Below are 25,337 nucleotides of genomic sequence, written 5' to 3' on the forward strand. Positions count from 1 at the left end.
CATACTGGCTTGATGATGCTACGTTTTGCTGCCCTCCTTGTTCTGCTCGTAAGCCCCCTGCTGCAGGCGGCCCCCGTGGTCTCCCAGCGCCCCATCGACCTGGACACCGGCACCGGCGTGTTGCAGGGCTCCTTGTTGCGGCCGGTGTCGGACAAACCGGTACCCGTGGTCCTGATCATTTCCGGGTCCGGCCCCACCGACCGCGACGGCAACAACCCCCAGGGCGGGCGCAATGATGATTTGCGCAAGTTGGCCATGCTGCTGGCCCGGCACGGCATCGCCAGTGTGCGCTATGACAAGCGCGGCGTGGCCACCGGGCTGCCGCTGGCCCCGGACGAGCGCACCCTGAGCGTGGAAGGCTACGTGGCTGACGCCCAGGCCTGGGCACGCCTGCTCAAAGCCGACCCGCACTACGGCCCGCTGATCCTGCTGGGCCACAGCGAAGGCGCGCTGATCGCCAGCCTGGCCGCCCCCGACGCCGGCGCCGCGGCGGTGATCTCGGTGGCCGGCAGCGGCCGGCCGCTGGACCAGGTCATTGGCGAGCAACTCAAGGGCCGCCTGCCACCGGACCTCGAACAGCGCAGCCTGCAGCTGCTCCAGCGCCTGAAGGCCGGCCAATACGACAGCGATGTGCCTGCCCCCTTGCAGGTGATCTTTCGCCCCAGCGTGCAGCCCTACCTGGTGTCCTTGCTGCGCCAGGACCCTGCCGCCGCCTTCGGCCGCCTGAAGGTTCCGGCGCTGATCATTCAAGGCCGCAACGACATTCAGGTGAGCGTGGCCGACGCCCGCGCGCTCAAGGCGGCCAAGCCTGACGCGCAATTGGTGCTGGTGGACGGCATGAACCACGTGATGCGTATCGTCGCCGACGACCTCAAGGCCCAGGTCGCCTCCTACAACAACCCCAACCTGCCCCTGGCCGACGCACTGGGCGGCGCACTGACGGGTTTCATCGGCAAGATTCACTGATCACGGCAAAAACCGCGCAAGTATCGGCAAACCCTGCCGATACGCCGATGCAGGTATCCACTTTGATACCCGCAGCGCTGCGCGAAAGAGGATCGCCGTGATGACCGAAACGCAAACCCCAGAGTCACCCGAAGTGGCCATTGAACCTGAACAGGCCCCCGCGCCAGTGGAATTGCCGTGGGCGGACGTGGTGCCTGAGCACTTCAAGATGCTGCGCCTGGTGCCTTTGACGGTGGACCGTACCACCGGTGCGCGGCCCTTGCGCTTCGTGCAGTTCGGCCGCGCCGAGCGCCATGGCAAGGACTACAGCCTGCTGCGCATGGATATTCAGCTGCCGGCGCAGAAGGTGCGCAAAGACCAGAACCGCCTGGAAGTGTGGGCCAACCACCAGACCCGCACCCTCACCTTCGGCCCCGAAGGCGGTTTGCAGATGGAGCCGCTGAACCGTGGCCTGGGCCGCTTCCTCATGGCCCAGGGGGTGATCTGGGCCCAGCGCAAATGGGCGCACTACCGGGTCGAGGGGGCTGCGCTGGCCAGCAAGGACGGCCTCAACGAAGACACCCGCCTGCGCCGCGACCATGTGCTCAAGAGCCAGGGTTTCACGGTCACCTACACCGACGCCCAGCACCTCAAGGGCAGCTATGCGGACGTACAGGTGGGTGAACTGATCGCCACCTGGAACGGTGACAAGGTGCAGGTGGTGGAAATTCTGGATGCTGCCAACATGTTGGTACTGGCCGAGCAGAACCTGCAGGAACAGGAAGTGAAACTGCGCCAGCAGGAAGAGCGGGTCGGCAAGCTCAAGCGCGAGGACAGCGGGCTGCGCTTTACCATCAGTTGCCTGGTAGCGTTCGCAGTGTTCCAGGCAGGGTTGCTGATCTGGATTGCGACCCACCGCTAGCCCTTCCCCCCCTGCGCAACCTGGTGCCCGCTTGGGAAGCAGAAGGCGCGGGGTGTCAGGCATTACGCGGTGAACCGTTCCCGAGCTTCGCCCGGTCCCACAAGGCAACACCCCGAACTTGCCGACAACCCTGTGGGACCGGGCGCAGCTCGGGAAAAGCGCGCCGCGGGGTGTCAGGCGTTGCGCGGTGAACCGCTCCCGAGCTTCGCCCGGCTCCACAAGGCAATACCCCGCCCCCGCCGCCAACCCTGTGGGGCCAGGCGCCGAGTGGATCGTCAGATACGTGAAGCGAACAGCGCCTGGTGTTCGCGGCACTGGGCGGCGCTGAGCATGAACACGCCGTGGCCGCCGCGCTGGAATTCCAGCCAGTGAAAGTCTACCTCAGGGTACAGCGCCTCGACGTGCACCTGGCTGTTGCCCACTTCAACAATCAGCAGGCCCTTTTCGGTCAGGTGGTCAGCCGCTTCGGCCAGCATGCGCCGCACCAGGTTCAGACCGTCATCGCCACAGGCCAAGCCCAGCTCCGGTTCGTGCTGGTATTCGTCCGGCATGTCGGCGAAGTCTTCGGCGTCCACGTAGGGCGGGTTCGACACGATCAGGTCGAAACGCTGGCCCGGCAGGCCGTCGAAACCATCGCCCTGCACGGTGTACACACGCGCTTCCAGGCCATGGCGCTCGATGTTCTGGTTGGCCACTTCCAACGCTTCGAACGACAGGTCGGCCAAGGCCACTTCTGCGTCCTGGAACACGTCGGCGCAGGCGATGCCGATGCAGCCCGAGCCGGTGCACAGGTCCAGGATGCGCGCCGGCGGCTGGGCCAGCCACGGCGAGAAGCCGTCTTCGATCAGTTCGCCGATGGGTGAACGCGGGATCAGCACGCGCTCGTCGACGATGAACGACATGCCGCAGAACCAGGCTTCATTGAGCAGGTACGGCACCGGCACACGGTCTTCGATGCGGCGTTTGAGCAGCGCCTGGATATGCGCGATCTCGTCTTCTTCCAACCGGCAGTCCAGGTAACTATCGGCGATCTGGAACGGCAGGTGCACCGCACCCAGCACCAGCAGGCGAGCTTCGTCCCAGGCGTTGTCGGTGCCGTGGCCGAAATACAGCTCTTCCCCATGGAAACGGCTGACAGCCCAACGAATGTGGTCGCGCAGGGTGCGCAGGCGGGAAGTGATCACGGCAGACTCCTTTGGATACAGCCGAACATTCTAACAGCGAAGCCCGGCGAATGGGCGGCCTGCTGGCGTTTCGCCGTGGCCGGCCACCCGGCAATCGCCCCGATTCTGCGCCGCGCATGTGCGTAGCGATTCACAGAACGGCTCCAGCAGTGGAGAATGTGGCAAAAGCCCTATCCAAAGGAGCCCCCGATGTCCGATACAAAGACGATGTTCCAACTGACTGGCCGCGGCCATCCCCCTGCCGATCTCAGCCGTGCCAGCCTGGTGATCATCGACGCCCAGCGTGAATACCTCAAAGGCCCCCTGGCCCTGGTGGGTATCGACGAAGCGGTGGCCAACATTGCCCGGCTGCTCAAGGCCGCGCGCGCCGCCCATCGCCCCATCGTGCACGTACGCCACCTGGGCACCGTGGGCGGTCTGTTCGACCCGCAGGGCGACCGTGGCAAGTTCATCCCCGGCCTGGAGCCGCTGGGTGACGAGCCGATCATTGAAAAGAACATGCCGAACGCGTTCAACAACACCGCCCTGCACCAGACCCTGCAGGAAAAGGGCCCGATCGACCTGATCGTCTGCGGGTTCATGACCCATTCGAGCATCAGCACCACCGTGCGCGCGGCGAAGGACTACGGCTACCGCAGCACCCTGGTGGAAGATGCCTGCGCCACCCGCGACCTGCCCTTCAAGGACGGCGTGGTGCCTGCGGCTACCGTGAAGCAGGTGGGCATGGCCACCATGAACGACAATTTCGCGTGCGTGGCCCAGACCGACGACCTGGTCTGACCGCAGCCTGGTGACCCGGCGGCCGTGCCTGCGGCCGCCTATCCGATAAACGTATTCATTTCCTCTAATTGCGCTGCACGTCGGAACCCCGACGCCGCTGGCGGGTCGAAGGCCGGATATTCACTGAGGAAATCGGAATGAAGTTATCCGATGGTTTTGATGCTCGCCGCCTGCGCCCACGCGGCCCACGCAACTGGGGCACCCGCCTGGGCCAGGCCTTCGCCGCCGTGCTGGCCGCCCTGGGCGTACTGTTGGCCTTGGCCGGCGCGGCCAGCCTGTTCGGGCACCCGCCGGCCCTTGGCGACCTGAACGCCAGCAAGACCGGCGCCAGCCTGCTGGTGGTGTTCGGGCTGGTGGTGCTGTACCTGGGCGTGGGCCTGTGGCGCCGCTGCCGTCGCCGTCGCCAGCACAACCGCGCGCTGAACCTGGCGCCACACCTGATGAAAAAGCACGATTGACTCGCGTAAACTAGGCCTCCGTAGTGGAGGCTGACATGCAAGACGACGATTTTTCCCTGTTCAGTAGCGAGATGCGCGGCGTCAAGCCGATCAAGCATGACCGCGCCGAGACAGGCAAACCCAAGCCCGACCGCAAGCACCTGGCTGCCGCCCGCCAGGCGGCGACCGTGCGCCAGGACGCCACCACCGTCGACGGCCTGTCCGACCAATTCGTGATTGACGTGGGCCCCGAAGACGACCTGCACTGGGCCCGCGACGGCGTCCAGGAAAGCCAGATGCGCAAGCTCAAGAGCGGCCAGATCCCATTCGAAGGCAGCCTGGACCTGCACGGCATGACCGTGGAAAAAGCCCGCGAGACCCTCTGGGCCTTCCTGGCAGAGGCCACCCGATTCGAAATCCGCTGCGTGCGCGTCACCCACGGCAAGGCCGTGCGCCTGGACGGCAAGCGGCCGATGATCAAAAGCCACGTCAACACCTGGCTGCGACAACATGCCCAAGTACTGGGCTTCACCTCGTGCCAAGCCCGCCACGGAGGCGCTGGCGCGGTGTATGTGATGCTCAAGCGCACCATGCTCGAAGGGCGTGACGAGTAAAGCTTGCGCTTGCAGCCACGCGGCCGGCGCCGTACCCTTCGCGTTTGCGAAAATTCCCACAGGTAGATCCATGTCCCTGGAACAGCACTACACCGCGATTCTCGGCAAACTCGGCGAGGACGTATCCCGCGAAGGCCTGCTCGACACGCCAAAGCGTGCCGCCAAAGCCATGCAGTACCTCTGCCGCGGTTATGAACAAACCCTGGAAGAAGTCACCAATGGTGCCCTCTTCAGCTCCGACAACAGCGAGATGGTGCTGGTCAAGGACATCGAGTTGTATTCGCTGTGCGAGCACCACCTGCTGCCGTTCATCGGCAAGGCCCACGTGGCCTACATTCCCAGCGGCAAGGTGCTGGGCCTGTCGAAGGTGGCGCGTATCGTCGACATGTACGCCCGTCGCCTGCAGATCCAGGAGAACCTCAGCCGCCAGATCGCCGAAGCGGTCCAGCAGGTCACCGGGGCCCTGGGCGTCGCGGTGGTCATCGAGGCCAAGCACATGTGCATGATGATGCGCGGTGTGGAGAAGCAGAACTCGTCCATGATCACGTCGGTGATGCTCGGTGAATTCCGTGAAAACGCCGCTACCCGCAGCGAATTCCTCAGCCTGATCAAGTGATCGGAAGGACTTTGGCATGTTGATGAAAGCCTTGCGCGTGGGCCTTGGCCAATTGATCGTGGTCGGTGACCTGCTGACCCGTGGCGGCAAGCTCAAGCGCAGCCCCCAGGCGCAGGCGGACGTGGAGCAGCAGGCCCGTGGCCTGAGCCTATACCAGTTCCACGCCTGCCCGTTCTGCGTGAAAACCCGTCGCACGCTGCACAAGCTCAATGTGCCCGTGGCGTTGCGCGACGCCAAGAACGATGAACAGCACCGCCAGGCGCTGCTCAATGAGGGTGGCCGTATCAAGGTGCCGTGCCTGCGCATCGAAGAGAACGGCATGACCACCTGGATGTATGAGTCCAAGGTGATCATCGAGTACCTCAACAAGCGGTTCGCTGCCTAGGGCGCGTCGTTGCCTTCCCGCGCTTCGCCCGGCCCCACGCCTGCGGGGCCGGGCGAAGCGCGGGCAGCCCGGCCCTACAGCATTGTCACATGCCCAGGCTGTGCCTGAACCCGCTTGAGCCATGCCTCGATGCCCGGGTACGCCGACAGATCGAACCCACCCTCATGGGCCACATGGGTGTAGGCATACAGCGCAATGTCGGCAATCGAATAGTGCTCGCCCACCAGGAACGGCGTCAGTTGCAGCTGCCGCTCCATCACCCGCAGTGCCTTCTTGCCACGCACCTGGCAATCTTCGTATTCCTTGAGGCGGTCCTGGGGCATGTTCAGGTACAACTGAATGAACCGCGCCACGGCGATGTAGGGTTCATGGCTGTATTGCTCGAAGAACTGCCACTGCAGCACCTGGGTGCGCAACCGCGGCTCGCTGGGCAAGTACGGCGTGCCGTCGGCGAGGAAATTGAGGATGGCGTTGGATTCCCACAGGCAGGTGCCGTCTTCCAGCTCCAGCACCGGAATCTTGCCATTGGGGTTCTTGGCCAGGAATTCCGGGGTCTGGGTATCCCCCCCTAGAATATCGATGTCCACCCATTCATGGGGCAACCCCAACAGGTGCAGCATCAGCTTGACCTTGTAGCAGTTACCCGAGCGGTAATCGCCATAAACCTTGTACATAAACCCTCCTTAAGCGGCCGCCTGGGCAGCCTGAGCCTGACGGATAACCTGTGCCAACCGCGACAGCCCTTCATGCAGGCGGTGCGGGGCGACGTGACTGAAATTCAACCGCAGGCAACCCGGATTGGCGGCCGGGTCGGCGAAAAACGGCTCCCCGGGCATGAACGCGACATCCTGGGCCATGGCCGCAGCCAACAAGGTGCGGGTGTCGATCGGCTGTTTCAAGGTCAGCCAGAAGAATAGGCCGCCCTGGGGCACGTGCCAGTCGGCCAAGTCAGTGAAATATTGCAGCAGCGCCTGCTGCATGGCATCGCGGCGCTCGCGGTAGAAATCGCGCAATCGCGCCAGGTGCTCACCGTACTGCTGCGTACCCAGCCACTGCATGGCCTGCCATTGCCCCAGGCGGTTGGTATGCAAGTCAGCCGCCTGCTTGAGCCGCAGCAAAGGCGGGAACAGGTCAGGGCTGGCGATCAGGTAGCCAACGCGCAGGCCAGGCAGCAGCGTCTTGGACACAGTGCCGGTGTAAATCCAGCTGGCCTTGTGCAAGCGCCCGGCAATGGGCGCTGCCATGACGCCATCGTAGGTCAGCTCGCGATATGGCTCATCTTCGATCAGGGTCACGGCGAACTCGTCCAGCAACGCTGCTACCTGGTCCCGCACCGCTTCGCTGTAACGCACGCCCGACGGGTTCTGGAAGGTGGGGATCAGGTACGCGAACGCGGGAGCGTGTTGCTCGAACTGGCGCCGCAGGGCAGCCAGATCCGGCCCGTCGCGTGTTACAGGCACGCTGAGGCACTGGGCGCCGAACAACTGGAAAGTCTGCAATGCGGCGAGGTAAGTAGGGGCTTCCAGCACCACTTCGGTGCCTTTGTCGATGTACAGCTTGGCGGCCAGATCCAGCGCCTGCTGGGAGCCGCTGAGCACCAGCACCTGGCTGGCCTGGCAAGCGATGCCCTGGGCCCGGGCCTCGGCTGCCAGTAGCTCGCGCAGCTCTGGCTCGCCCTCGCTGGGGCCGTATTGCCCCATGCCAGCGGGCATGCCGGCCCACTCGATGGTGGGCAACATCGCTTCGGCCGGCAAGCCGCCGGCGAACGACATGACTTCAGGGCGCTGGGCCGCGGCAAGGATCTCGCGGATCAACGAACTCTTGAGGCGTGTGACACGTTCTGAGAAAGCCATGGGACCACCGCTGGCAAAGGCATCGTTAGATAGGTCAAACTGCTTGACTGAACTTACGACGCCAGCCCTGGATACGTCAATATGCTTGACCTTAAAAATACCGCAACCCAACAAGTGGCCATGGAAGCCTTCTTCTACGGCTACCAGGCCTTCACCGCCAAGGCCGACGAGATGCTTGCCCGCCGTGGCCTGAGCCGCGTGCACCAGCGCATCGTGTTTTTCGTGGCACGCTACCCGGCCATCGGCGTCAGTGAGCTGTTGGAAAAACTGGGGGTCAGCAAGCAGGCGCTGAACATGCCCCTGCGCCAGTTGATCGAGATGCAGCTGGTGACCAGCACCGCGCCGGCCAGTGACAAGCGCAAGCGCCTGCTGGGCCTGACGGCCGAGGGCGCGCGGTTCGAAGAGGCGTTGCGCAAGGAGCAGGTGAAGTTGTTGCAGCGGGTGTTTGCCGAGGCTGGGCCTGAGGCCGTGCAGGGTTGGCTGGCGGTCAATACCGCGCTGGGGCATTCCCTGTAGCAGGCGCTTGAGCCCCCGTGCATGGCTTGCTAGCGAAAGCCCCCGCGCCGTGTGCTTCCCCAGCAAACTGTGCCCCAACGGCACTGTATGGGCAAATGTTGCCGTGGCTGTATCGCTGGCTTTTCCAGCCGCCGGTTTAGGCTTTCACCCTGCCCTCACCTGCTCAAGGACTCGCAGTAATGACCGACGCCTCCCCCGCGCACCTGCGCCCGCTGGCCGACACGTCCCCTTCCGCCGTGGTGGCCGGCTTCATCGCCATGATGACCGGCTACACCAGTTCCCTGGTGCTGATGTTCCAGGCGGGCCAGGCCGCGGGGCTTACCAGCGCGCAGATTTCCTCGTGGATATGGGCGCTGTCCATCGGCATGGCGGTGTGCAGCATCGGCCTTTCACTGCGCTACCGCACCCCCATCACCGTGGCCTGGTCGACACCGGGCGCGGCGCTGCTGATCACCAGCCTCGGCCATGTCAATTACAGCGAAGCCATCGGCGCCTACATCACCTGCGCCGTGCTGGTGGTGATCTGCGGCCTGACCGGCAGCTTCGAAAAACTGGTCAAGCGCCTGCCCTCCTCCCTGGCCGCCGCGCTGCTGGCGGGTATCCTGTTCAAGATCGGCAGCGAGATTTTCGTCGCCGCGCAGCACCGTACGCTGCTGGTGCTGGGCATGTTCTTCACTTACCTGCTGGTCAAGCGGGTATCACCGCGCTATGCGGTGCTTTCTGCGTTGGTGCTGGGTACCTTGCTGTCAGGGCTGATGGGGCTGCTGGACTTCAGCCAGTTCCACCTGGAAGTGGCGACGCCCGTGTGGACCACGCCGTCGTTCTCCCTGGCGGCGACCATCAGCATCGGCATCCCGCTGTTCGTGGTGGCCATGACCTCGCAGAACATGCCTGGCATCGCCGTGCTCCGTGCCGATGGCTACCAGGTACCTGCCTCGCCGCTGATCTCGGTGACCGGCCTGGCGTCACTGGTGCTGGCCCCGTTCGGTTCCCACGGCATCAACCTGGCGGCGATCAGCGCCGCGATCTGCACCGGCCCCCATGCCCACGAAGACCCGAGCAAGCGCTACACCGCAGCGGTCTGGTGCGGGATTTTCTACGGCATCGCCGGGGTGTTCGGCGCCACGCTGGCCGCGCTGTTCGCCGCATTGCCCAAAGAGCTGGTGCTGTCGATCGCGGCCCTGGCGCTGTTCGGCTCGATCATCAATGGCTTGAGCATTGCCATGAATGAACCGAAGGAACGCGAGGCGGCGCTGATCACCTTCATGGTCACGGCGTCGGGCTTCACCCTGTTTTCGGTAGGGTCGGCGTTCTGGGGGATTGTGGCAGGTGTGTTGACGCTGATGATTCTGAACTGGCGCAAGGCTTGAGTCTTGGGTTGGTCATTTCCCGAGCTTCGCCCGGCCCCACAGGGTACACAACCCCCCTGCAGGACCGGAAAAAGGCCGGCACGGTTCAGAGCCTGAAATGCCCCACCATTCCACGCAACTCAGTACCCAACTGCGCCAGCTCGATACTCGATGCCGCATTCCCACGCATGGCCACCGCCGACTGGTCGGCGCTGGCACGAATGCTGGTGACACTGCGGTTGATCTCCTCGGCCACCGAGCTCTGCTGCTCGGCCGCCGCGGCGATCTGCTGGTTCATCTGCTGAATCCGTGACACCGCGCTGGCAATACTGCCCAATGCGCTCTCGGTCTGCAGGGCGTCGGTGACGGCCAGCTTCACCAGCTCGCCACTGTTCTGGATCTGCGCCACCGACGACTCGGCGCTGGCGCGCAGGGTGCTGACCAGGCGCTCGATCTCGGCAGTGGATTGCTGGGTGCGCTTGGCCAGCGCCCGTACCTCGTCGGCCACCACGGCGAAACCGCGCCCCTGTTCGCCGGCCCGCGCCGCCTCGATGGCGGCGTTGAGCGCCAGCAGGTTGGTCTGCTCAGCGACGCTCTTGATCACCGCTACCACACTGCCAATGCTCTGAATCTCGTTGCTCAGGCTTTCGATACTGTGGCTGGCCGAGTCGGCGGCGCCGGCCAGTTGCTCGATACGCTGCATGCTCTGGCGCACCACCTGCTGGCCACTGCCCACCTTGTCGTCGGCGGACTGGGCTGCCAGCGCCGCCTGTTCCGCGTTGCGCGCCACGTCATGCACGGTGGCGGTCATCTGGTTCATGGCCGTGGCCACCTGCTCGGTTTCCTGCTGCTGGCTACTGACTTCCAGGTTGGTCTGTTCGGTGACCGCTGACAACGAGTGGGCCGAACTGGACAACTGCTCGATGCCCGCCTGCAAACCGCTGACAATGCCACTCAAACCATTGCCCATCTGCTGCATGGCCGCCAGCAGCTGGCCGATCTCGTCACGGCGGTCTACCTCGATACTGCCGCTGAGGTCACCGGCGGCGATCTGCCGGGCTCGGCCGATCACACGGCGCAACGGCTGCACCACCAGGCGGGTGATGCCCCACGCGGCCAGCACGCCCACCAGTAGCGCGAGCAAGGAGGAGCCGATGATCAGCACCGTGTTCTTTTTCAATTCGGCCTGCATAGCCTCATCCTGGGCACCGGCAGCCTGATCGACGCGGCTCACCACCTCATCGGCGCGCGCCCTGAGCTGGGCATAGACCTGCTTTTCCTGGCTCAGCAGGTCGGTGTATTCGCCCAGCTTGTCGCTGAAACTGGCGATGTGGTCGCTGACTTCATTGAGCACGGTCTGGTAACCGGCGTCCTGTACTTCAGCCTTGAGGGCGTTGGCCTGCTTGAGGGCGTCGGCAGCCTGCTCGATCTTGCCACTGGCGTTGTCATCCTCGACACCCTTGCGGCTCTGGTCCAGGCGCACGCGCGCGACATCCATGGCCTGGAGCATCAACCGCGCCACCTGGGCCACGTCGTTGGCCTGGGTCACCAGCTCGCTGCCCTTTTCACCTTTGGACTCCTTGAGCGCATACGTGCCGTCATCGGACAGGCCGGCCTGCAGTACATCGAGGTTGTTGGCCACGGTGCTCACCGACCAACTGGCCATGTCCAGGGCCAGGTCCTTGGCCTGGCTGATGTCCACGAACTGGTCGAATGCCTTGCGGTAGGCCGCCAGCGCCGCGGGAACGCCCTCGACACCCGCGGCATCGAGGGCCAGCGTGTCGACGGCCTTGCGCAGCACCTCGGCGGTCTTGGGGTCGGCGTGCAGGGCAAAGTCCTGCTCCAGAAGACGCACGCGCAACAGGCGGCTGTTGAGCGCCGACATCTGCTTGAGGCCGTCGAAACGGTGGCTGATGGCGGCCAGCGACCAGACCCCGATGGCCGCCACCAGCGCCGTCAGCAACAGCACCAGGGCAAAGCCCAGGCCCATCTTCTTAGCCATGCCCAGGTTGGCAAAACGTCCACTGCCGGCCGATGTCATTGCGCGCTCCCCCCAGAATCAATGGGCGCAGAGTGGCAATGGCAAGGGCGGTGGCACAAGATCCTGGCGTCGGAATAATGGCAAAAAGCTATAACCGTGTCGCTACCAGCAACGTCGGCGGCGTTTTCGACATGGGTGGGCTCAGATGGCGGTAGCGCCACCATCCACCAGCAACGAATGGCCGGTGGTGAACGCCGCCCCATCGCTGCACAAGTACAGCACCGCGCTGGCCACCTCTTCCACCTTGCCCACGCGCCCCACCGGGTGCATGGCAGCGGCGAACTCGGCCTTGCGCGGATCGGCCTCGTACGCCCGGCGGTACATGTCGGTGTCGATCACCGCCGGGCACACCGCATTCACGCGAATATGCTTCTTGGCGTATTCGATGGCCGCCGACTGGGTCAGGCCAATGACCGCGTGCTTTGACGCGGCGTAGATGCTCATCTTTGGCGCCGCGCCCACGCCCGCCACCGAAGCGGTATTGACGATGGCACCACCGCCCTGGGCCAGCATCACCGGCAACTGGTATTTCATGCACAGCCAGACGCCCTTGACGTTCACCCCCATGATGGCGTCGAACTGTGCCTCGGTACCTTCGGCCAGGCGGCTGTTCTCGATCTCGATGCCCGCGTTGTTGAAGGCATAGTCGACACGGCCGTACTGCGCGACGGCCTGGTCCATCATTGCCCGTACCTGGGCTTCCACGGTAACGTCGCAGCGCAGGAAACGGGCTTCGCCGCCCGCTTCGCGGATGAGCGCCACAGTGGCCTCGCCACCCTGGCTATCCAGGTCGACCACGACCACGCTCAGGCCCTCGGCGGCAAAAGCCTGCGCCGTGGCGCGGCCGATGCCTGCCGCCGCGCCTGTCACCAGTGCCACTTGCCCGGAAAATGCCATGCCCATGGGGCGACTCCTGTGAAAATGGGGTTCAGGCGAGTCTAGCCAAGCCCCTGTCGTGCTGCGCATTACTATTGGCCAGCTGTATCAGGGCCTATTCGGCGCAGCGGTTACACTTGCAGACCGGCCCTTGCGCCCTTATCAACAGGGCACCCATGCCTACGAGAGTAACTGCCATGACCGAAACAAACCGCCAATTTCTACTGGCCCGCCGCCCTGTCGGCGCGGCCAGCCGCGACGACTTCACCTTCCAGACCGTTCCATTGGCCGACCTTGGCGACGGCCAGATTCGGGTGAAAAACGAGTACCTGTCCCTGGACCCCGCCATGCGTGGCTGGATGAACGAGGGCAAGTCCTACATCGCCCCCGTCGGCCTCGGCGATGTGATGCGAGCGCTGGGCGTGGGCCAGGTGACCGCCTCGAAGCACCCGGCCTTCAAGGTCGGTGACTACGTCAACGGCGCCTTGGGCGTGCAGGATTATTTCCAGGGCGAGCCCAAGGGCTTCTACCCGATCGACCCGAAACTCGCGCCCCTGCCGCTGTACCTGTCAGCCTTGGGCATGACTGGCATGACCGCCTACTTCGCGCTGCTGGAAACCGGGGCGCCGAAGGCAGGTGACACGGTGGTGATCTCCGGCGCCGCCGGGGCGGTGGGCAGCGTTGCCGGGCAGATCGCCAAGATCAAGGGCTGCCGGGTGATCGGCATTGCCGGTGGCAAGGAAAAATGCCAATCGTTGATCGACGAGCTGGGTTTTGACGGGGTCATCGACTACAAGAGCGAGGACGTGGCAGCCGGCCTCAAGCGCGAATGCCCCAAAGGTGTGGACGTGTATTTCGACAACGTCGGCGGCGACATCCTGGATGCGGTACTCAGCCGCCTGGCGCCCCATGCGCGGGTGGTGATCTGTGGTGCCATCAGCCAGTACAACAGTCAGACCGGGGTCAAGGGGCCGGCCAACTACCTGTCGTTACTGGTGAACCGGGCGCGCATGGAAGGGTTCGTGGTGATGGACCACGCAGCCAAATTCGCCGCGGCCGGGCAGGAAATCGCCGGCTGGCTGGCCAAGGGGCAGCTCAAGAGCAAGGAGCATGTGGTAGAGGGGCTGGAAACGTTCCCCGAGACTTTGCAGAAGCTGTTCAGCGGGGAGAACTTCGGCAAGCTGGTGCTGAAGGTCTGATACTGGCGGCGGTTTTTCCCCGGGCTTCTCCCGGTGCTGCAGGGGGTACCTGCAGCACCGGGCGAAGCCCGGGAACGGAGCGACGCCGGCGGATCAGGCGTTGAGCTGGGCCACTACGTCAGCCAGGGCCTGGGCCGGGTCTTTGGCCTGGCTGATCGGACGGCCGATCACCAGGTAGTCGGAGCCGGCATCCAGGGCCTGGCGCGGGGTGAGGATGCGGCGCTGGTCGTCCTGGGCGCTGCCGGCCGGGCGAATACCCGGGGTCACCAGTTGCAGCGACGGGTGTGCAGCCTTCAGGGCCTGGGCTTCCAGGGCCGAGCACACCAGGCCGTCCATGCCGGCCTTGGCAGCCAGGGCCGCCAAGCGCAGCACCTGCTCCTGCGGCTCGATGTCCAGGCCGATGCCAGCCAGGTCTTCACGCTCCATGCTGGTCAGCACGGTCACGCCGATCAGCAGCGGCTTGGCGCCGGTACGCTGGTCCAGCACTTCGCGGCACGCCGCCATCATGCGCAGGCCGCCCGAACAATGCACGTTGACCATCCACACGCCCATCTCGGCCGCCGCCTTCACCGCCATGGCAGTGGTATTGGGGATGTCATGGAATTTCAGGTCCAGGAACACTTCGAAGCCCTTGTCGTTCAAGGTCTCGACGATACCCGAGGCGCTGCTGGTGAACAGTTCCTTGCCGACCTTCACGCGGCACAGCTTGGGGTCCAACTGGTCGGCCAGTTTCAGGGCGGCGTCACGGGTAGGGAAATCCAGGGCGACGATGATGGGAGTCTGGCAAGCGGACATGGGCGGGCTCTCAAAGGGGCAAGTCGAAATCGGCGCGCATTGTAGCGGATTTTCATGGCCTACGGGGCAGCGAGGGGGATCGGTGGTGCCCCCTTCCCGCGCTTCGCCCGGGCCCACGGCACACTTGTGAACCTTGTGCGACCGGGCGAGGCGCGGGAAAAGCGCACCACCGCCTTCCCACATCCCCATCCGCGACCCATTCGGGGCCATTACGACCCTTTTCCAGCAGGTGGCACGGCCACTGCAGGAAAACCGGTACGAACGTTCCAATCACACGAGGGAGCCGTCATGACTACGCAACTCAAACCCACGCTGGGCACGCTGCACCTGTGGGGTATCGCGGTGGGGCTGGTTATTTCCGGGGAGTACTTCGGCTGGAGCTACGGCTGGGGCGTGGCGGGCACCCTCGGCTTTCTGGTGACCTCATTGATGGTTGCCACCCTGTACACCTGCTTCATCTTCAGTTTCACCGAGTTGACTACCGCCATTCCACACGCGGGCGGGCCGTTCGCCTATAGCCGCCGGGCATTCGGTGAAAAGGGCGGCCTCATCGCTGGGCTCGCGACCCTGATCGAGTTTGTCTTCGCCCCACCCGCCATCGCGCTGGCCATCGGTGCCTACCTCAACGTGCAGTGGCCAGCCCTGGACCCGCACCACGCGGCGCTGGGCGCCTACATCGTGTTCATGGCCTTGAACATACTCGGCGTGCAACTGGCGGCCACCTTCGAACTGGTGGTGTGCGTTCTCGCCGTGATCGAGTTGCTGGTATTCATGGGCGTGGTCGCCCCCGGTTTCAGCGTCAGCAACTTCGTGGCCAACGGCTGGGCGGGCGACAACACCTTCAGCCTGGGCGCAGTCAGCGGCATGTTTGCCGCCATCCCTTTCGCCATCTGGTTCTTCCTGGCCATCGAAGGTGCCGCCATGGCGGCCGAAGAAGCCAAGGACCCCAGACGCACCATTCCCAAGGCCTACATCAGCGGCATCCTCACCCTGGTACTGCTGGCCGTGGGGGTGATGTTCTTCGCCGGCGGCGTGGGCGACTGGCGAGCCCTGGCCAACATCAACGACCCGCTGCCCCAGGCGATGAAAATCGTGGTGGGCGAAGGTTCGGGCTGGCTGCACATGCTGGTGTGGATCGGCCTGTTCGGCCTGGTCGCCAGTTTCCACGGCATCATCCTTGGCTATTCGCGCCAATGCTTTGCCCTCGCCCGCGCGGGCTACCTGCCTCGTGGCCTGGCCAAGCTGTCGCGCTTCCAGACCCCGCACCGGGCCATCATCGCCGGCGGGGTGGTCGGCATCGCCGCCATCTACAGCGACGGCCTGATCAACCTGGGCGGCATGAGCCTGACCGCTGCGATGATCACCATGGCCGTGTTCGGCGCCATCGTCATGTACATCATGAGCATGCTCAGCCTGTTCAAGCTGCGCCGCAGCGAACCTGACCTGGAGCGCAGTTTTCGCGCCCCCGGCTACCCCATCGTGCCGGGCATCGCCCTGGTGCTGGCGGTGGTCTGCCTGGTCGCCATGGCCTGGTTCAACGCGCTGATCGGGCTGATTTTCCTGGCCTTAATGGTTGTGGGCTTCCTGTACTTCCTGATGACCGGCGCGGCCCGCGCCAGCGCCCCGGCGGACGCCATGCTCACGGGCCTGTAGTCTAGGCCCTATAATGGAACCACTGCCGAGCGCTTGGGCTCCAACGGAGTACAAGCCCCGTCTTTCGCCGCCAGCCTGGCGGCGAGCTCGGCGCTCAAGGAGAAGTGGCCATGCCGTGGTATGCCTGGTTGATTCTGGTGGTCGCGATCGGCTCGATCGTCGGCGGCCTGATGATGTTGCGTGACAGCGCCGACAAGGTGGAGCTCACCGATGAACAGCGGCGCAAAGTGGCGCAGCGCAATGCCGAGGCGGATGCCCGGGATGCGCAAAACCGCTGATGAACGGCGCCCCGGTCCTGCGGTGAACAGCGGCATGGGTCTGGTGGCTGTCTATCTGTTAGAATTATACCCACCATTCCATGAGCCATGAGGGAGGGTATCGCTCGTGCGTTACTCCGCAGACCATAAAGCCCAGACCCACGACCGTATCGTCAAGGAAGCCGCTGCGCGCTTTCGCCGTGATGGCATCGCTGCCACCGGCCTGCAGCCCCTGATGAAAGCACTGGGCCTGACCCATGGCGGCTTCTATGCGCACTTCAAGTCCAAGGATGAGTTAGTGGAGACCGCGCTGCAGGCGGCAACCGACGAATTGACCGAGGTGTGCGAGAAGGCCTTCGCCAAGCACAACCCCCTGCACAGCTTCATCGACACCTACCTGAGCCCCGCCCACCGCGACGCCCCCGAGCGTGGCTGCCCGCTGCCGACCATGGCAGCGGAACTGGGGCAACGGGGCCAGGCCAGCGCGGTCACCGACCGCGGGGTGCAAGACCGCCTCGCGCGCATTGCCGCGACGCTGAACGCCGCCGACGCCGATGAGCAAAGCGTGGTCATGCTGTCGACGCTGGTCGGGGCGCTGATGCTGTCGCGCAGTGTCGAAGACCCACAGCTGTCACTGCGCATCCTCGACACCGCACGCCAGGCACTCAAGCAACAGGCCGACGAAGCCTGCTGAGCGTCTTCACGTCCAGCGCTTGAACAGTACGCTGGCGTTCACCCCGCCAAAGCCGAAGCCGTTGGACAGGGCGTACTCGATGTCCATCTTGCGCGACTGGCCACTGACGATGTCCAGGCCTTCGGCGAGCTCGTCCGGGTGTTCCAGGTTCAAGGTGGCTGGAGCGATCTGATCGCGCAGGGCCAACAAGGTGAAGATTGCCTCGATGCCACCCGCCGCACCCAGCAAGTGGCCGGTGGCCGATTTGGTCGAAGTGATGGCCGGCCCCTGCCCGGTGCCGAACAATGAGCGGATAGCCGCCAATTCACCCTTGTCACCCACCGGCGTCGATGTGGCGTGGGCATTGAGGTGCTGCACCTGCGCCGGCTCCACGCCAGCCTGGGCCAACGCCTGGGTCATGGCCCGGCGAGCGCCGCTGCCGTCCTCGGGCCCTGCGGTCAGATGATAGGCATCGGCGCTGGTGCCATAGCCCACCAGTTCTGCCAGCGGGGTGGCGCCCCGTGCCAAGGCGTGGTCCAGGGCCTCGATCACCAGTACACCGGCACCTTCACCCATGACAAAACCATCCCGGTCACGGTCGAAGGGCCGAGACGCCCGGCTCGGGGTATCGTTGAACCCGGTGGACAGGGCGCGCGCGGCGGCAAAACCGCCCAGGCTCACCCGGTCGATCGCCGCTTCGGCCCCACCGCATAACGCGATATCCGCTTCACCGGCGCGAATCAGCCGCGCCGCGTCACCGATGGCCTGCACCCCAGCGGCACAGGCCGTGACCGGTGCGCCCAATGGTCCCTTGAAGCCGTGCTGGATCGAGACATGCCCGGCCGCCAGGTTCACCAGGAACGCGGGAATGGTGAACGGCGACAATTTGCGCGGGCCCCGGCTGTCGGTAGTACGCACCGCATCGACGATGGTGCCAAAGCCGCCGATGCCGGAACCAATCACGGTGGCGGTGCGCTCACGCTCCGCTTCCTCCGTCGGTGCCCACCCGGCCTGGGCCAAGGCTTCACGGGCAGCGCCCAGGGCGAACAGGATGAAGCGGTCCATCTTTTTTTGTTCCTTGGGTGGCGCGGCGGTATCCGGATCGAAGCCCGCCTCCGGGTCTTCAGCCAGCGTAAGCACCCTGCCACCGATGCGCGCTGGCAAATCGGCGATCACGGCCTCGGGCAGCTGGCGCAGGCCGGACTGACCGTCCAGCAGGCGGCGCCACACAGCTTCCACGCCGGTACCAAGGGGGGAAACCAGGCCCATGCCGGTGATGACAATTCTTCGGTTATTCATAGGGAATCTGCGTGTGAGGGAAGGGAAAGATTAAGATTATAACCATAATCCAATGTCTTTATATTAAGACCATCATTAAAGGAATTCAATGGACCCTGCTTCGCTCATGGCGCCGTGATGGCAAATTATGCGGCGAAGCGCTTCAACAACCATTACAGTCCACGCGGCGCCACTAGCCGGTGCCCGTTGCCTGTGCAGAGCGACACGGGGTTATATGGACATTCGATGATCAGGGTCCTGCACTTCTACAAAACCTACTACCCCGACAGCCTTGGCGGCGCCGAACAGGCTTGGTGGTACGCCCCGCGGCCCCACCACGCCGTCGTGGAGGCCATGCGAACGCTCTGGGATGACCAGCAACTGTGCGCGACCTTCGGCCGCAATGCCCGCGCCCTTACGCACTTTTCAGTGGAAAAGATGACCGCCGCCTGCGCTCTTGCCTATCGGGACTGCATCGAGATGCACGGGCACGGCACGGCTGCCGTGGTTGGGGCGGCGAACCGACAGGGGTAAGGAGTGGAGGAACGGGGTGCTTGATGCAGCAGTACTGCCATACGCGGTGGTGAGGCAGCGTCGAGATGGCAGCATTGAGGTGATCGATTGAAAAGGCCGACTCATGAAGTCGGCCCCTGACCCGCTTGCTTACTCCAGCGACAGGCGCTCGTGGTTCTTGTCCAGCAATGACTTGCCGATCCCCTTCACCTCCAGCAATTCATCGACCGAGTTGAACGGGCCGTTGGTTTCGCGGTGGGCAACGATGGCCTGGGCCTTGGCCAGGCCGATGCCGGCGAGTTCGCGCTGCAGGGTTTCGGCGTCGGCCTTGTTCAGGTTGACCTTGTCACCCTGCACCATCACCACAGGCGCGGCGGGCTGAGCGGTGGCTGGCGGGGCCGCGTTGGCGGCGATGGAGGCGCTGGCGAGGATGACGAACAGCAGGGACGCGAGAGACGGTATACGCATTGGGAAGCTCCATGACATCAAAGGGTTCAAGGGCGGCTTTCCTGAGCCGCCTCTTCAACCTAGCTGCCGGGGGAACATTGTCCAATGGGGTTGAGTGAGCAAATGTGTATCACGACTCCGAGCGTTGCTGCTGGTAGATCCAGTCGACGATTTCGCCCTCCGGGGTGTAGCCACTGACAGTGTCGCGCAGCAACTGGCGCACAGTGCCGTAATCATCGCCCTCAACCGCCGCCAGCAGGGCCACGAAGCGCTCCTTGAGCAGGTCCCAATGCAGGAAGTCTTCGTTTGCGCTCATGATCATGGGGTGTCGAGTCATCGATACGTTGTCCCCGATCAGCAATTCCTCGTAAAGCTTTTCCCCCGGCCGCAGGCCAGTGAACTGAATGGCAATATCGCCCTGAGGATTCTTTTCCGAACGGATGCTCAGGCCCGACAGGTGAATCATCTTCTCGGCCAGTTCCGCGATACGCACTGGCTCCCCCATGTCGAGGACAAACACATCCCCGCCCTGCCCCATCGAGCCGGCCTGGATCACCAGTTGCGCCGCTTCGGGGATGGTCATGAAATAGCGAGTGATCTTGGGGTGGGTCACCGTCAGCGGCCCACCGGACTTGATCTGCTTGTGAAACAACGGAATAACCGACCCCGAAGACCCCAGCACATTGCCGAAGCGCACCATGGTGAAACGCGTCTTGTTGACCCGCGCCACATTGCTCGGGTCGCCATAGAGAACAGGAGCAACCTCCCGGCTCAGGGCCTGGAGCGTCATCTCCGCCAAACGCTTGGTGCTACCCATCACGTTGGTGGGGCGCACCGCCTTGTCGGTCGAAATCAGGACGAAATTCGCTACCCCTGCCTGTAATGCCGCCTGGGCTGTATTCAGCGTACCAATGACATTGTTGAGCACCCCTTCGGCAATGTTGTGCTCCACCATGGGCACGTGCTTGTAGGCTGCGGCGTGGTAGACCGTATTGATGCCCCAGGTCTTCATCACGTCCAGCAGTTTGTGGGGGTGGCGTACCGAGCCCAGTATGGGTAGCAGCTTGACGCTCAGCGATTCGCGCTCCAGCCGCTGTTCCAGTTCAGTGACGATGCTGTAAAGGTTGAACTCGCTGTGCTCGAACAAGACCAGCACAGTGGGCCTGAGCGAAATGATCTGGCGGCATAGTTCGGAGCCGATCGAACCGCCGGCGCCCGTGACCATCACCGCCTGATGGCTGATGCAGTGCGCCAGCAGGTCGGCTTGAGCCGGAACGGCGTCGCGCCCCAGAAGGTCGGCGATATCGACCTCCTGGATATCATCGACCTTGACCCTGCCACTGGCCAGGTCGGTGAAATTGGGCACACTGCGCACGTGCAACGGAAAACTTTCCAGAAAGCTGAGAATCTCCCGGCGGCGGGCGCGTGTCGTGGAGGGCAGCGCAAGCAGCAACTCCTGGGCGCCGGTGACATCGATCATCTGCTGGATATGTTTGGGTTTGAACACCTGAAGGCCGGAGATAACCCTATCGGCAATATCAGCATCATCGTCGATGAACGCCACGGGGCGCATCGAGCGCCCCATTCGCAACGCAGCGACCAGTTGGTTACCGGCGACACCGGCTCCGTAGATCGCGACTTTGGTCAGCCCTTCGTCGCGGCTATTGTTATTGCGAAAAGGAACATAGTTGACGGAGGTAAACCAATCGCCCATGAAATACTGCCGCATGGCCAAGCGCAAGCCACCAATGATGACGAGGCTCAACCACCAGTAGTTGAAGATGATGGACCTGGGCACCACGGCATTATGATTACTGTACCAGTAGACCACGACCGCAAGAATAAGCGACGACAGACTGACGGCCTTGACGATCGCCACCAGCGCATCGTTCCCGAAGTACCGCATCACCGCCCGGTACATGCCAAACCGTATGAACAGTGGAATGGCAATGAGGGGCGCACAGATAAACAGCCAGAAGTGGACTTTGATGGGGTTGTACATATCCTCGATTCCGAGGCGAACCATGAAGGCCAACCACAGGGAACCCCACACCAGGCCGACATCGGCCCCTACCTGTATCAAGCGCTTGTGCCGCCTGGGCAACGCCAACAGGAACGTCCTTAGCTTATCCATAAAATTGACCCAATGGCCCGGTACTCCAAGATCCCGCGTTGAAGCCTTGATTATGCAGAAATATCCAAATGCGGGGGTAGCGTTTTATCCACGCTGGCTGACGAAAATGTGCAAGCACCCCCCCCTCCCCCCCGAGACACCGGGCGCAGAGGCACTGGCATGGCCCCGAAGCCACCCGACCGATTGTATCCCGCGTGTAGGAGAAGTCGCTTTGGGCTGTACGAAACTAGATGTCAGAATGCTACACTCGGGGCCACCGCGTCCGCTGCCCTGAAGAACTCTACCAATGCCTACGCAAAACATGCACGCAAGAAAGCTGGTTTCGATTGTCGTTCCATTCTTCAATGAAGGGGAAAACGTTAAAACCTTCCACACTTCAATAAGCAGTGTTCTGGAAAAACTGTCTGACTTTGAATTCGAGATAGTGTGCATCGACGACGGCAGCCGCGATAACACACTGGAGCATCTGGTCAGCATCGCTGCTGTAGACAGCCGATACAAGGTACTGGAACTTTCTCGCAACTATGGCAAGGAAGCGGCCTTGACGGCAGGCATCGACCACGCGCGCGGGGATGCCGTGATCCCCATCGATGCCGACCTGCAGGACCCACCCGAGCTCATTGGGCCGATGCTGGCCGAATGGGTAAAAGGCTATGAAGTAGTGCTGGCAAGGCGTGTCGACCGGTCCTCCGACTCCTACTTGAAGCGAAAAACAGCTGAACTCTTCTACAAGTTCCACAACCAGCTGTCCCACGTCAAGATCCCGGAAAACGTCGGTGACTTCCGGCTGATGGACAGGCAGGTGGTGGAGGCGGTCAAGCTGCTGCCCGAACAGCAACGATTCATGAAAGGCATCTTCGCGTGGGTCGGGTACAAGACCACTACCCTGGACTACGTAAGAAACGCGCGAACCGCCGGCGACTCGAAGTTTTCCGGCTGGAAGCTGTGGAACTTTGCACTCGAAGGCATCACCAGCTTCAGCTCCGCACCGTTGAAGCTGTGGACCTACATAGGCGGTATCGGCGCGACACTTTCGCTGATCTACGCCGCCTATATCGTTCTGCGAACCCTGATCCACGGCGTCGACCTGCCGGGCTACGCCTCCATTCTGGTGGCCGTTCTCTTTGTAGGCAGCCTGCAATTGATGAGCATCGGCATGCTGGGCGAATACGTGGGCCGTACGTACATAGAGTCGAAAAAGCGACCGATCTACCTCATCCGCAACACCTACTCCACAAAAGAAAACTAAAACCAGAACCAACACCAGGGCATGTACATTGATGAATCGTGAAAACGCGGATGCCGGGCATCCGCACGAGTTAATAAAGGAAAACTCGGGATACGCCTTTTCAGACACACTGAAAACGCTGGTCGCACTAGGTGTTCTGGTGCTGATCGGCGCCCTCATTGTGATGCACAAGGCACCTTTTTCATTTGGGAATGGAGACCATGCCCTGTTCCACGCCTTTGGGCACTGGATCAACCAGGGTGAGGTGTTCACCAGGGATTTCATTCACTTCAGAACCCCCGGCCCTTACTATTACTACGCGCTGGTGCAACATCTCTTTGGGGAAACCCAACTTTCCACCAGCATGGCACTGCTCTCCGAAGCCCATATTGGGCAGGTCATCGCCTCGTTCGTCATGGCGCTTGCCGTGTCGAAAGCATTCTGGAAGCGCAGCTCACTGCCGCTGGCCTTCTGCATCGGTGCATTGTTTCTGGCCCTGCCTGCCATTTATCAATTAAGGACTGCGATCCCGGCCCTGGCACTGGCTACCTATGTGTATTACCTGCTGGCTCCCCGGAAAAGCCCTACTTACCTGGTCGTGACCGGTGCACTGCTCGGTCTGTCGTTCTGGTTCGGCCAGGAAGTCTCGCTGTTTCTGATCATCTCCATTGGCGCGGCGGAGATTTCGTTTCATCGTGAAAAAACCGTCAAGCTGTACCTGGAACGCATCGCAGCACTGGCCGTCGGCATCGCCGCAACATTGTTGCCGGTACTCTTCTACTTCTACGCCGAAGGCGTAAGCCTGCAAGAGTTCTTTTACAACACCTTGTATTATGCGTTCTTCATTCAGCCCAAGGGGATGGACAGCCCATTCCCGGACTTGCACGCTGACACCCTGATATTTTATGCCTGGATCTGGGTCTACATCGCCTGCGCCTTTGTGTTCGCGATCAAGAAGCAGCTCGCCAACCCCGTCGCCATCGTAGTGTTCAGCTATATTGGCCTCAGAATGATTTCGATGCTGGGCCGCTCTGACTTTCTCCATTTGCTGTTTTCAATATCAGAGCTGTTTGTCCTCATTCCGATTACCCTCGGCCTGCTTCTCACCAAGGGACAGCCCCTGTCCACCAAGGCGCTGGTGCAAGGCATTGTCAGCGCCCTGTTGCTCGGGCTGATCTTCCTGGTTGGCATCAACGGTAAATCCAGCGCATTGCTGGCAATCCCTTTCCTGCTGATCGCCTACAGCTATTCCGACCGAGTGCTAGCAGTCTTCACGGCTCCCGGCGGGTCGCCGCACCCCTTGGCAGGCCTGTTCGCGACAGCGCTTGGAACAGCGGCGGTAGTGGTGCTGACACTGCCTTACTCCGTCGATAATGTCAGGGGCACCATCGGAACATTCAAGGCGACCCCGTCGAGCGTGGTCCTTGGTACCCAGGTACCTGCGGAGCGGAAAAAGGAAGTCGACGAAGTCCAGGCAATCATCCGCCGCGAGAAGGCCGACAATATCTTCAGTTACCCGATCAGGACTGAGTATTACGCGTTGGTACCGAAACACGGGACACGTTTCGTCGAGTTCGCACCCCAGACCACACCCGATGATGTGCGCGGCGCCATCGCCGATCTGAAGGCGTCCCGCCCCAAGCTGGTATTCCGCGATCTGGACCAAGTGTCGTTCCTGTCTCCGATTCTCCATGACTTGTCCGACTACGTAATGTCGAACTACACCCCCATCACGATCATCGAGGGTTATAGCCACCTGGAAGTGCTGGAGTTGAAAAGCGCTCCCACTACCATCAAGCGGTTGTTCGACAACGTGTACACGCTGAACACTGACCACGCCCATGTCACGGCGGGTACCCGCACCTACGCTGACGGCCACACCGTCCTCGTCATTGCGACAAACAGTGGGCAAGGCGTCTTCAAGCTTGAGCGTGAAAGCGCTCAATACGTAGAGGCGAAAATCTACCCAGAGCCAGGCGCCGGGACCTCCGGTATCGTCACTGCCACCCTGGACGGCAACACGATCAAGCAGCAAGTAACAACCGCGGACGGAACGGTATTTATTCCGCTTCCCGCTGGTAGTGGTCAGGTCACCGTCACCCTGGAAAGTGCAGAACCCGGAAGATCGGTACTGTGGGAAGATCCCAAAATCGTCACCGAGAAAAACTGATACGCACTGACGGGTGAGACATGTTTGGACTTTTGTTTTTGAAATTCGCAGGAGCGGGCCTGATCGGGACAGGGGTCCACTACATCACCCTGATCTCGCTGGTCCAGATCGCAGGGGCTGGGCCGGTAACGGGGTCACTCACCGGGGCAATCGCAGGTGCGATCATCAACTACCTGCTCGCCTACCACTACGTGTTCGCCAGCGATAAGAAACACAGTGAGACCGCAAGCAAATATGGGGTGATCGCTACAGGCGCAATCATATTGAATACAGCGTGCATGTACGCCTTCGTGCATTGGCTGTCGCTCAACTACCTGGCTAGCCAGGTATTGACGTCAGCTCTTTCACTCGGCTACAGCTATGCTGCGAATTCGGTCTGGACGTTCAGAAAGGCATGACGTGAAGAATAAGACATTGCGCGGTTCATCCGAGCGCGCAATGTTTTATTGTCTATGGAAGGAGTATCGCAAAG

General features: G+C 62.6%; 26 protein-coding genes and 1 pseudogene. 17 read left to right on the top strand and 10 right to left on the bottom strand.

Annotation, left to right across the window (positions count from 1 at the left end; genetic code table 11):
- Positions 1–12: 12 nt before the first annotated feature.
- On the top strand, positions 13–966 hold the full coding sequence (locus tag QBK88_RS14070; RefSeq protein ID WP_277962460.1) for an alpha/beta fold hydrolase: 954 nt from the start codon (positions 13–15) through the stop codon (positions 964–966).
- A 100-nt stretch (positions 967–1,066) separates the two neighbouring features.
- Positions 1,067–1,867 carry a hypothetical protein gene (locus tag QBK88_RS14075; protein ID WP_277962461.1) on the top strand — a complete coding sequence of 267 codons (801 nt, stop codon included), beginning with the start codon at positions 1,067–1,069 and terminating at the stop codon, positions 1,865–1,867.
- A gap of 275 nt (positions 1,868–2,142) precedes the next feature.
- On the opposite strand, the gene prmB is transcribed toward QBK88_RS14075, so the two are convergent.
- Positions 2,143–3,051 (bottom strand): 50S ribosomal protein L3 N(5)-glutamine methyltransferase, encoded by a 909-nt coding sequence (prmB, locus tag QBK88_RS14080; protein WP_277962462.1) that lies wholly within the window; start codon positions 3,049–3,051, stop codon positions 2,143–2,145.
- Between the two features lie 189 nt (positions 3,052–3,240).
- Between prmB and QBK88_RS14085 the strand changes: the two genes are divergently transcribed.
- The 5 genes from QBK88_RS14085 to QBK88_RS14105 all read left to right on the top strand — a co-directional run bounded on the left by QBK88_RS14085 (position 3,241) and on the right by QBK88_RS14105 (position 5,883).
- Positions 3,241–3,831: a cysteine hydrolase family protein gene (locus tag QBK88_RS14085; protein WP_158152693.1), complete on the top strand. Its 591-nt coding sequence runs from the start codon at positions 3,241–3,243 to the stop codon at positions 3,829–3,831.
- A 137-nt stretch (positions 3,832–3,968) separates the two neighbouring features.
- On the top strand, positions 3,969–4,289 hold the full coding sequence (locus QBK88_RS14090) for a hypothetical protein (protein ID WP_268149541.1): 321 nt from the start codon (positions 3,969–3,971) through the stop codon (positions 4,287–4,289).
- 35 nt (positions 4,290–4,324) lie between these two features.
- Positions 4,325–4,882: a Smr/MutS family protein gene (locus QBK88_RS14095; protein ID WP_277962463.1), complete on the top strand. Its 558-nt coding sequence runs from the start codon at positions 4,325–4,327 to the stop codon at positions 4,880–4,882.
- Positions 4,883–4,952: 70 nt separating this feature from the next.
- A complete protein-coding gene (gene folE, locus QBK88_RS14100; RefSeq protein ID WP_249676689.1) occupies positions 4,953–5,498 on the top strand; it encodes a GTP cyclohydrolase I FolE in 546 nt (181 codons plus the stop codon).
- Positions 5,499–5,514: 16 nt separating this feature from the next.
- On the top strand, positions 5,515–5,883 hold the full coding sequence (locus QBK88_RS14105; RefSeq protein ID WP_268149532.1) for a glutaredoxin: 369 nt from the start codon (positions 5,515–5,517) through the stop codon (positions 5,881–5,883).
- A 74-nt stretch (positions 5,884–5,957) separates the two neighbouring features.
- Here the strand turns inward: QBK88_RS14105 and QBK88_RS14110 are convergent, their stop codons facing one another.
- On the bottom strand, positions 5,958–6,557 hold the full coding sequence (locus QBK88_RS14110; protein ID WP_268149530.1) for a glutathione S-transferase family protein: 600 nt from the start codon (positions 6,555–6,557) through the stop codon (positions 5,958–5,960).
- Between the two features lie 9 nt (positions 6,558–6,566).
- Entirely contained in the window at positions 6,567–7,736 is a 1,170-nt protein-coding gene (locus tag QBK88_RS14115) for an aminotransferase-like domain-containing protein (RefSeq protein WP_277962464.1), read from the bottom strand.
- 81 nt (positions 7,737–7,817) lie between these two features.
- On the opposite strand from QBK88_RS14115, the gene QBK88_RS14120 reads away from it, so the two are divergent.
- On the top strand, positions 7,818–8,252 hold the full coding sequence (locus QBK88_RS14120) for a MarR family transcriptional regulator (protein ID WP_277962465.1): 435 nt from the start codon (positions 7,818–7,820) through the stop codon (positions 8,250–8,252).
- Positions 8,253–8,431: 179 nt separating this feature from the next.
- A complete protein-coding gene (locus tag QBK88_RS14125) occupies positions 8,432–9,622 on the top strand; it encodes a benzoate/H(+) symporter BenE family transporter (RefSeq protein WP_277962466.1) in 1,191 nt (396 codons plus the stop codon).
- An 85-nt stretch (positions 9,623–9,707) separates the two neighbouring features.
- Here QBK88_RS14125 and QBK88_RS30880 read toward each other — a convergent pair whose 3' ends face one another.
- From QBK88_RS30880 to QBK88_RS14135, 3 genes and pseudogenes are all read right to left on the bottom strand, one after another.
- Entirely contained in the window at positions 9,708–10,580 is an 873-nt protein-coding gene (locus QBK88_RS30880) for a methyl-accepting chemotaxis protein (RefSeq protein ID WP_445764933.1), read from the bottom strand.
- Between the two features lie 36 nt (positions 10,581–10,616).
- A pseudogene (locus QBK88_RS30885) lies at positions 10,617–11,642 on the bottom strand (methyl-accepting chemotaxis protein); the annotation flags it as partial.
- 141 nt (positions 11,643–11,783) lie between these two features.
- Positions 11,784–12,545, bottom strand: a complete 762-nt coding sequence (locus QBK88_RS14135) for an SDR family oxidoreductase (protein WP_277962468.1) — start codon at positions 12,543–12,545, stop codon at positions 11,784–11,786.
- Between the two features lie 170 nt (positions 12,546–12,715).
- Here QBK88_RS14135 and QBK88_RS14140 point away from each other — a divergent pair, with 170 nt between their 5' ends.
- Positions 12,716–13,717 (top strand): MDR family NADP-dependent oxidoreductase, encoded by a 1,002-nt coding sequence (locus QBK88_RS14140; protein ID WP_277962469.1) that lies wholly within the window; start codon positions 12,716–12,718, stop codon positions 13,715–13,717.
- A gap of 93 nt (positions 13,718–13,810) precedes the next feature.
- Here the strand turns inward: QBK88_RS14140 and pyrF are convergent, their stop codons facing one another.
- Positions 13,811–14,512 carry an orotidine-5'-phosphate decarboxylase gene (pyrF, locus tag QBK88_RS14145; protein ID WP_277962470.1) on the bottom strand — a complete coding sequence of 234 codons (702 nt, stop codon included), beginning with the start codon at positions 14,510–14,512 and terminating at the stop codon, positions 13,811–13,813.
- Positions 14,513–14,800: 288 nt separating this feature from the next.
- Between pyrF and eat the strand changes: the two genes are divergently transcribed.
- From eat to QBK88_RS14160, 3 genes are all read left to right on the top strand, one after another.
- Positions 14,801–16,165, top strand: coding sequence for an ethanolamine permease (gene eat, locus QBK88_RS14150; RefSeq protein WP_277962471.1), 1,365 nt, complete (start codon positions 14,801–14,803; stop codon positions 16,163–16,165).
- 110 nt (positions 16,166–16,275) lie between these two features.
- Positions 16,276–16,443, top strand: coding sequence for a DUF2897 family protein (locus QBK88_RS14155; RefSeq protein WP_268149513.1), 168 nt, complete (start codon positions 16,276–16,278; stop codon positions 16,441–16,443).
- 106 nt (positions 16,444–16,549) lie between these two features.
- Positions 16,550–17,116, top strand: coding sequence for a TetR/AcrR family transcriptional regulator (locus tag QBK88_RS14160; RefSeq protein ID WP_277962472.1), 567 nt, complete (start codon positions 16,550–16,552; stop codon positions 17,114–17,116).
- A gap of 6 nt (positions 17,117–17,122) precedes the next feature.
- Here the strand turns inward: QBK88_RS14160 and fabF are convergent, their stop codons facing one another.
- Positions 17,123–18,394 carry a beta-ketoacyl-ACP synthase II gene (gene fabF / locus QBK88_RS14165; RefSeq protein ID WP_277962473.1) on the bottom strand — a complete coding sequence of 424 codons (1,272 nt, stop codon included), beginning with the start codon at positions 18,392–18,394 and terminating at the stop codon, positions 17,123–17,125.
- 225 nt (positions 18,395–18,619) lie between these two features.
- On the opposite strand from fabF, the gene QBK88_RS14170 reads away from it, so the two are divergent.
- Positions 18,620–18,907 (top strand): hypothetical protein, encoded by a 288-nt coding sequence (locus QBK88_RS14170; protein WP_277962474.1) that lies wholly within the window; start codon positions 18,620–18,622, stop codon positions 18,905–18,907.
- A 129-nt stretch (positions 18,908–19,036) separates the two neighbouring features.
- On the opposite strand, the gene QBK88_RS14175 is transcribed toward QBK88_RS14170, so the two are convergent.
- Together QBK88_RS14175 and QBK88_RS14180 are read right to left on the bottom strand one after the other, a co-directional pair.
- Positions 19,037–19,354 carry a helix-hairpin-helix domain-containing protein gene (locus QBK88_RS14175; RefSeq protein WP_277962475.1) on the bottom strand — a complete coding sequence of 106 codons (318 nt, stop codon included), beginning with the start codon at positions 19,352–19,354 and terminating at the stop codon, positions 19,037–19,039.
- Positions 19,355–19,463: 109 nt separating this feature from the next.
- Entirely contained in the window at positions 19,464–21,467 is a 2,004-nt protein-coding gene (locus QBK88_RS14180) for a nucleoside-diphosphate sugar epimerase/dehydratase (RefSeq protein ID WP_277962476.1), read from the bottom strand.
- 286 nt (positions 21,468–21,753) lie between these two features.
- On the opposite strand from QBK88_RS14180, the gene QBK88_RS14185 reads away from it, so the two are divergent.
- From QBK88_RS14185 to QBK88_RS14195, 3 genes are read left to right on the top strand one after another with little or no spacing between them, the layout of a single operon-like run.
- Positions 21,754–22,716 carry a glycosyltransferase family 2 protein gene (locus QBK88_RS14185; RefSeq protein WP_277962477.1) on the top strand — a complete coding sequence of 321 codons (963 nt, stop codon included), beginning with the start codon at positions 21,754–21,756 and terminating at the stop codon, positions 22,714–22,716.
- Positions 22,717–22,747: 31 nt separating this feature from the next.
- Positions 22,748–24,865, top strand: a complete 2,118-nt coding sequence (locus QBK88_RS14190; protein ID WP_277962478.1) for a hypothetical protein — start codon at positions 22,748–22,750, stop codon at positions 24,863–24,865.
- A gap of 20 nt (positions 24,866–24,885) precedes the next feature.
- Positions 24,886–25,263, top strand: a complete 378-nt coding sequence (locus QBK88_RS14195) for a GtrA family protein (RefSeq protein WP_277962479.1) — start codon at positions 24,886–24,888, stop codon at positions 25,261–25,263.
- Positions 25,264–25,337 lie beyond the last annotated feature (74 nt).

The organism is Pseudomonas sp. RIT-To-2, from assembly GCF_029623465.1.
In the GTDB taxonomy this organism is placed as follows: domain Bacteria; phylum Pseudomonadota; class Gammaproteobacteria; order Pseudomonadales; family Pseudomonadaceae; genus Aquipseudomonas; species Aquipseudomonas silvicola.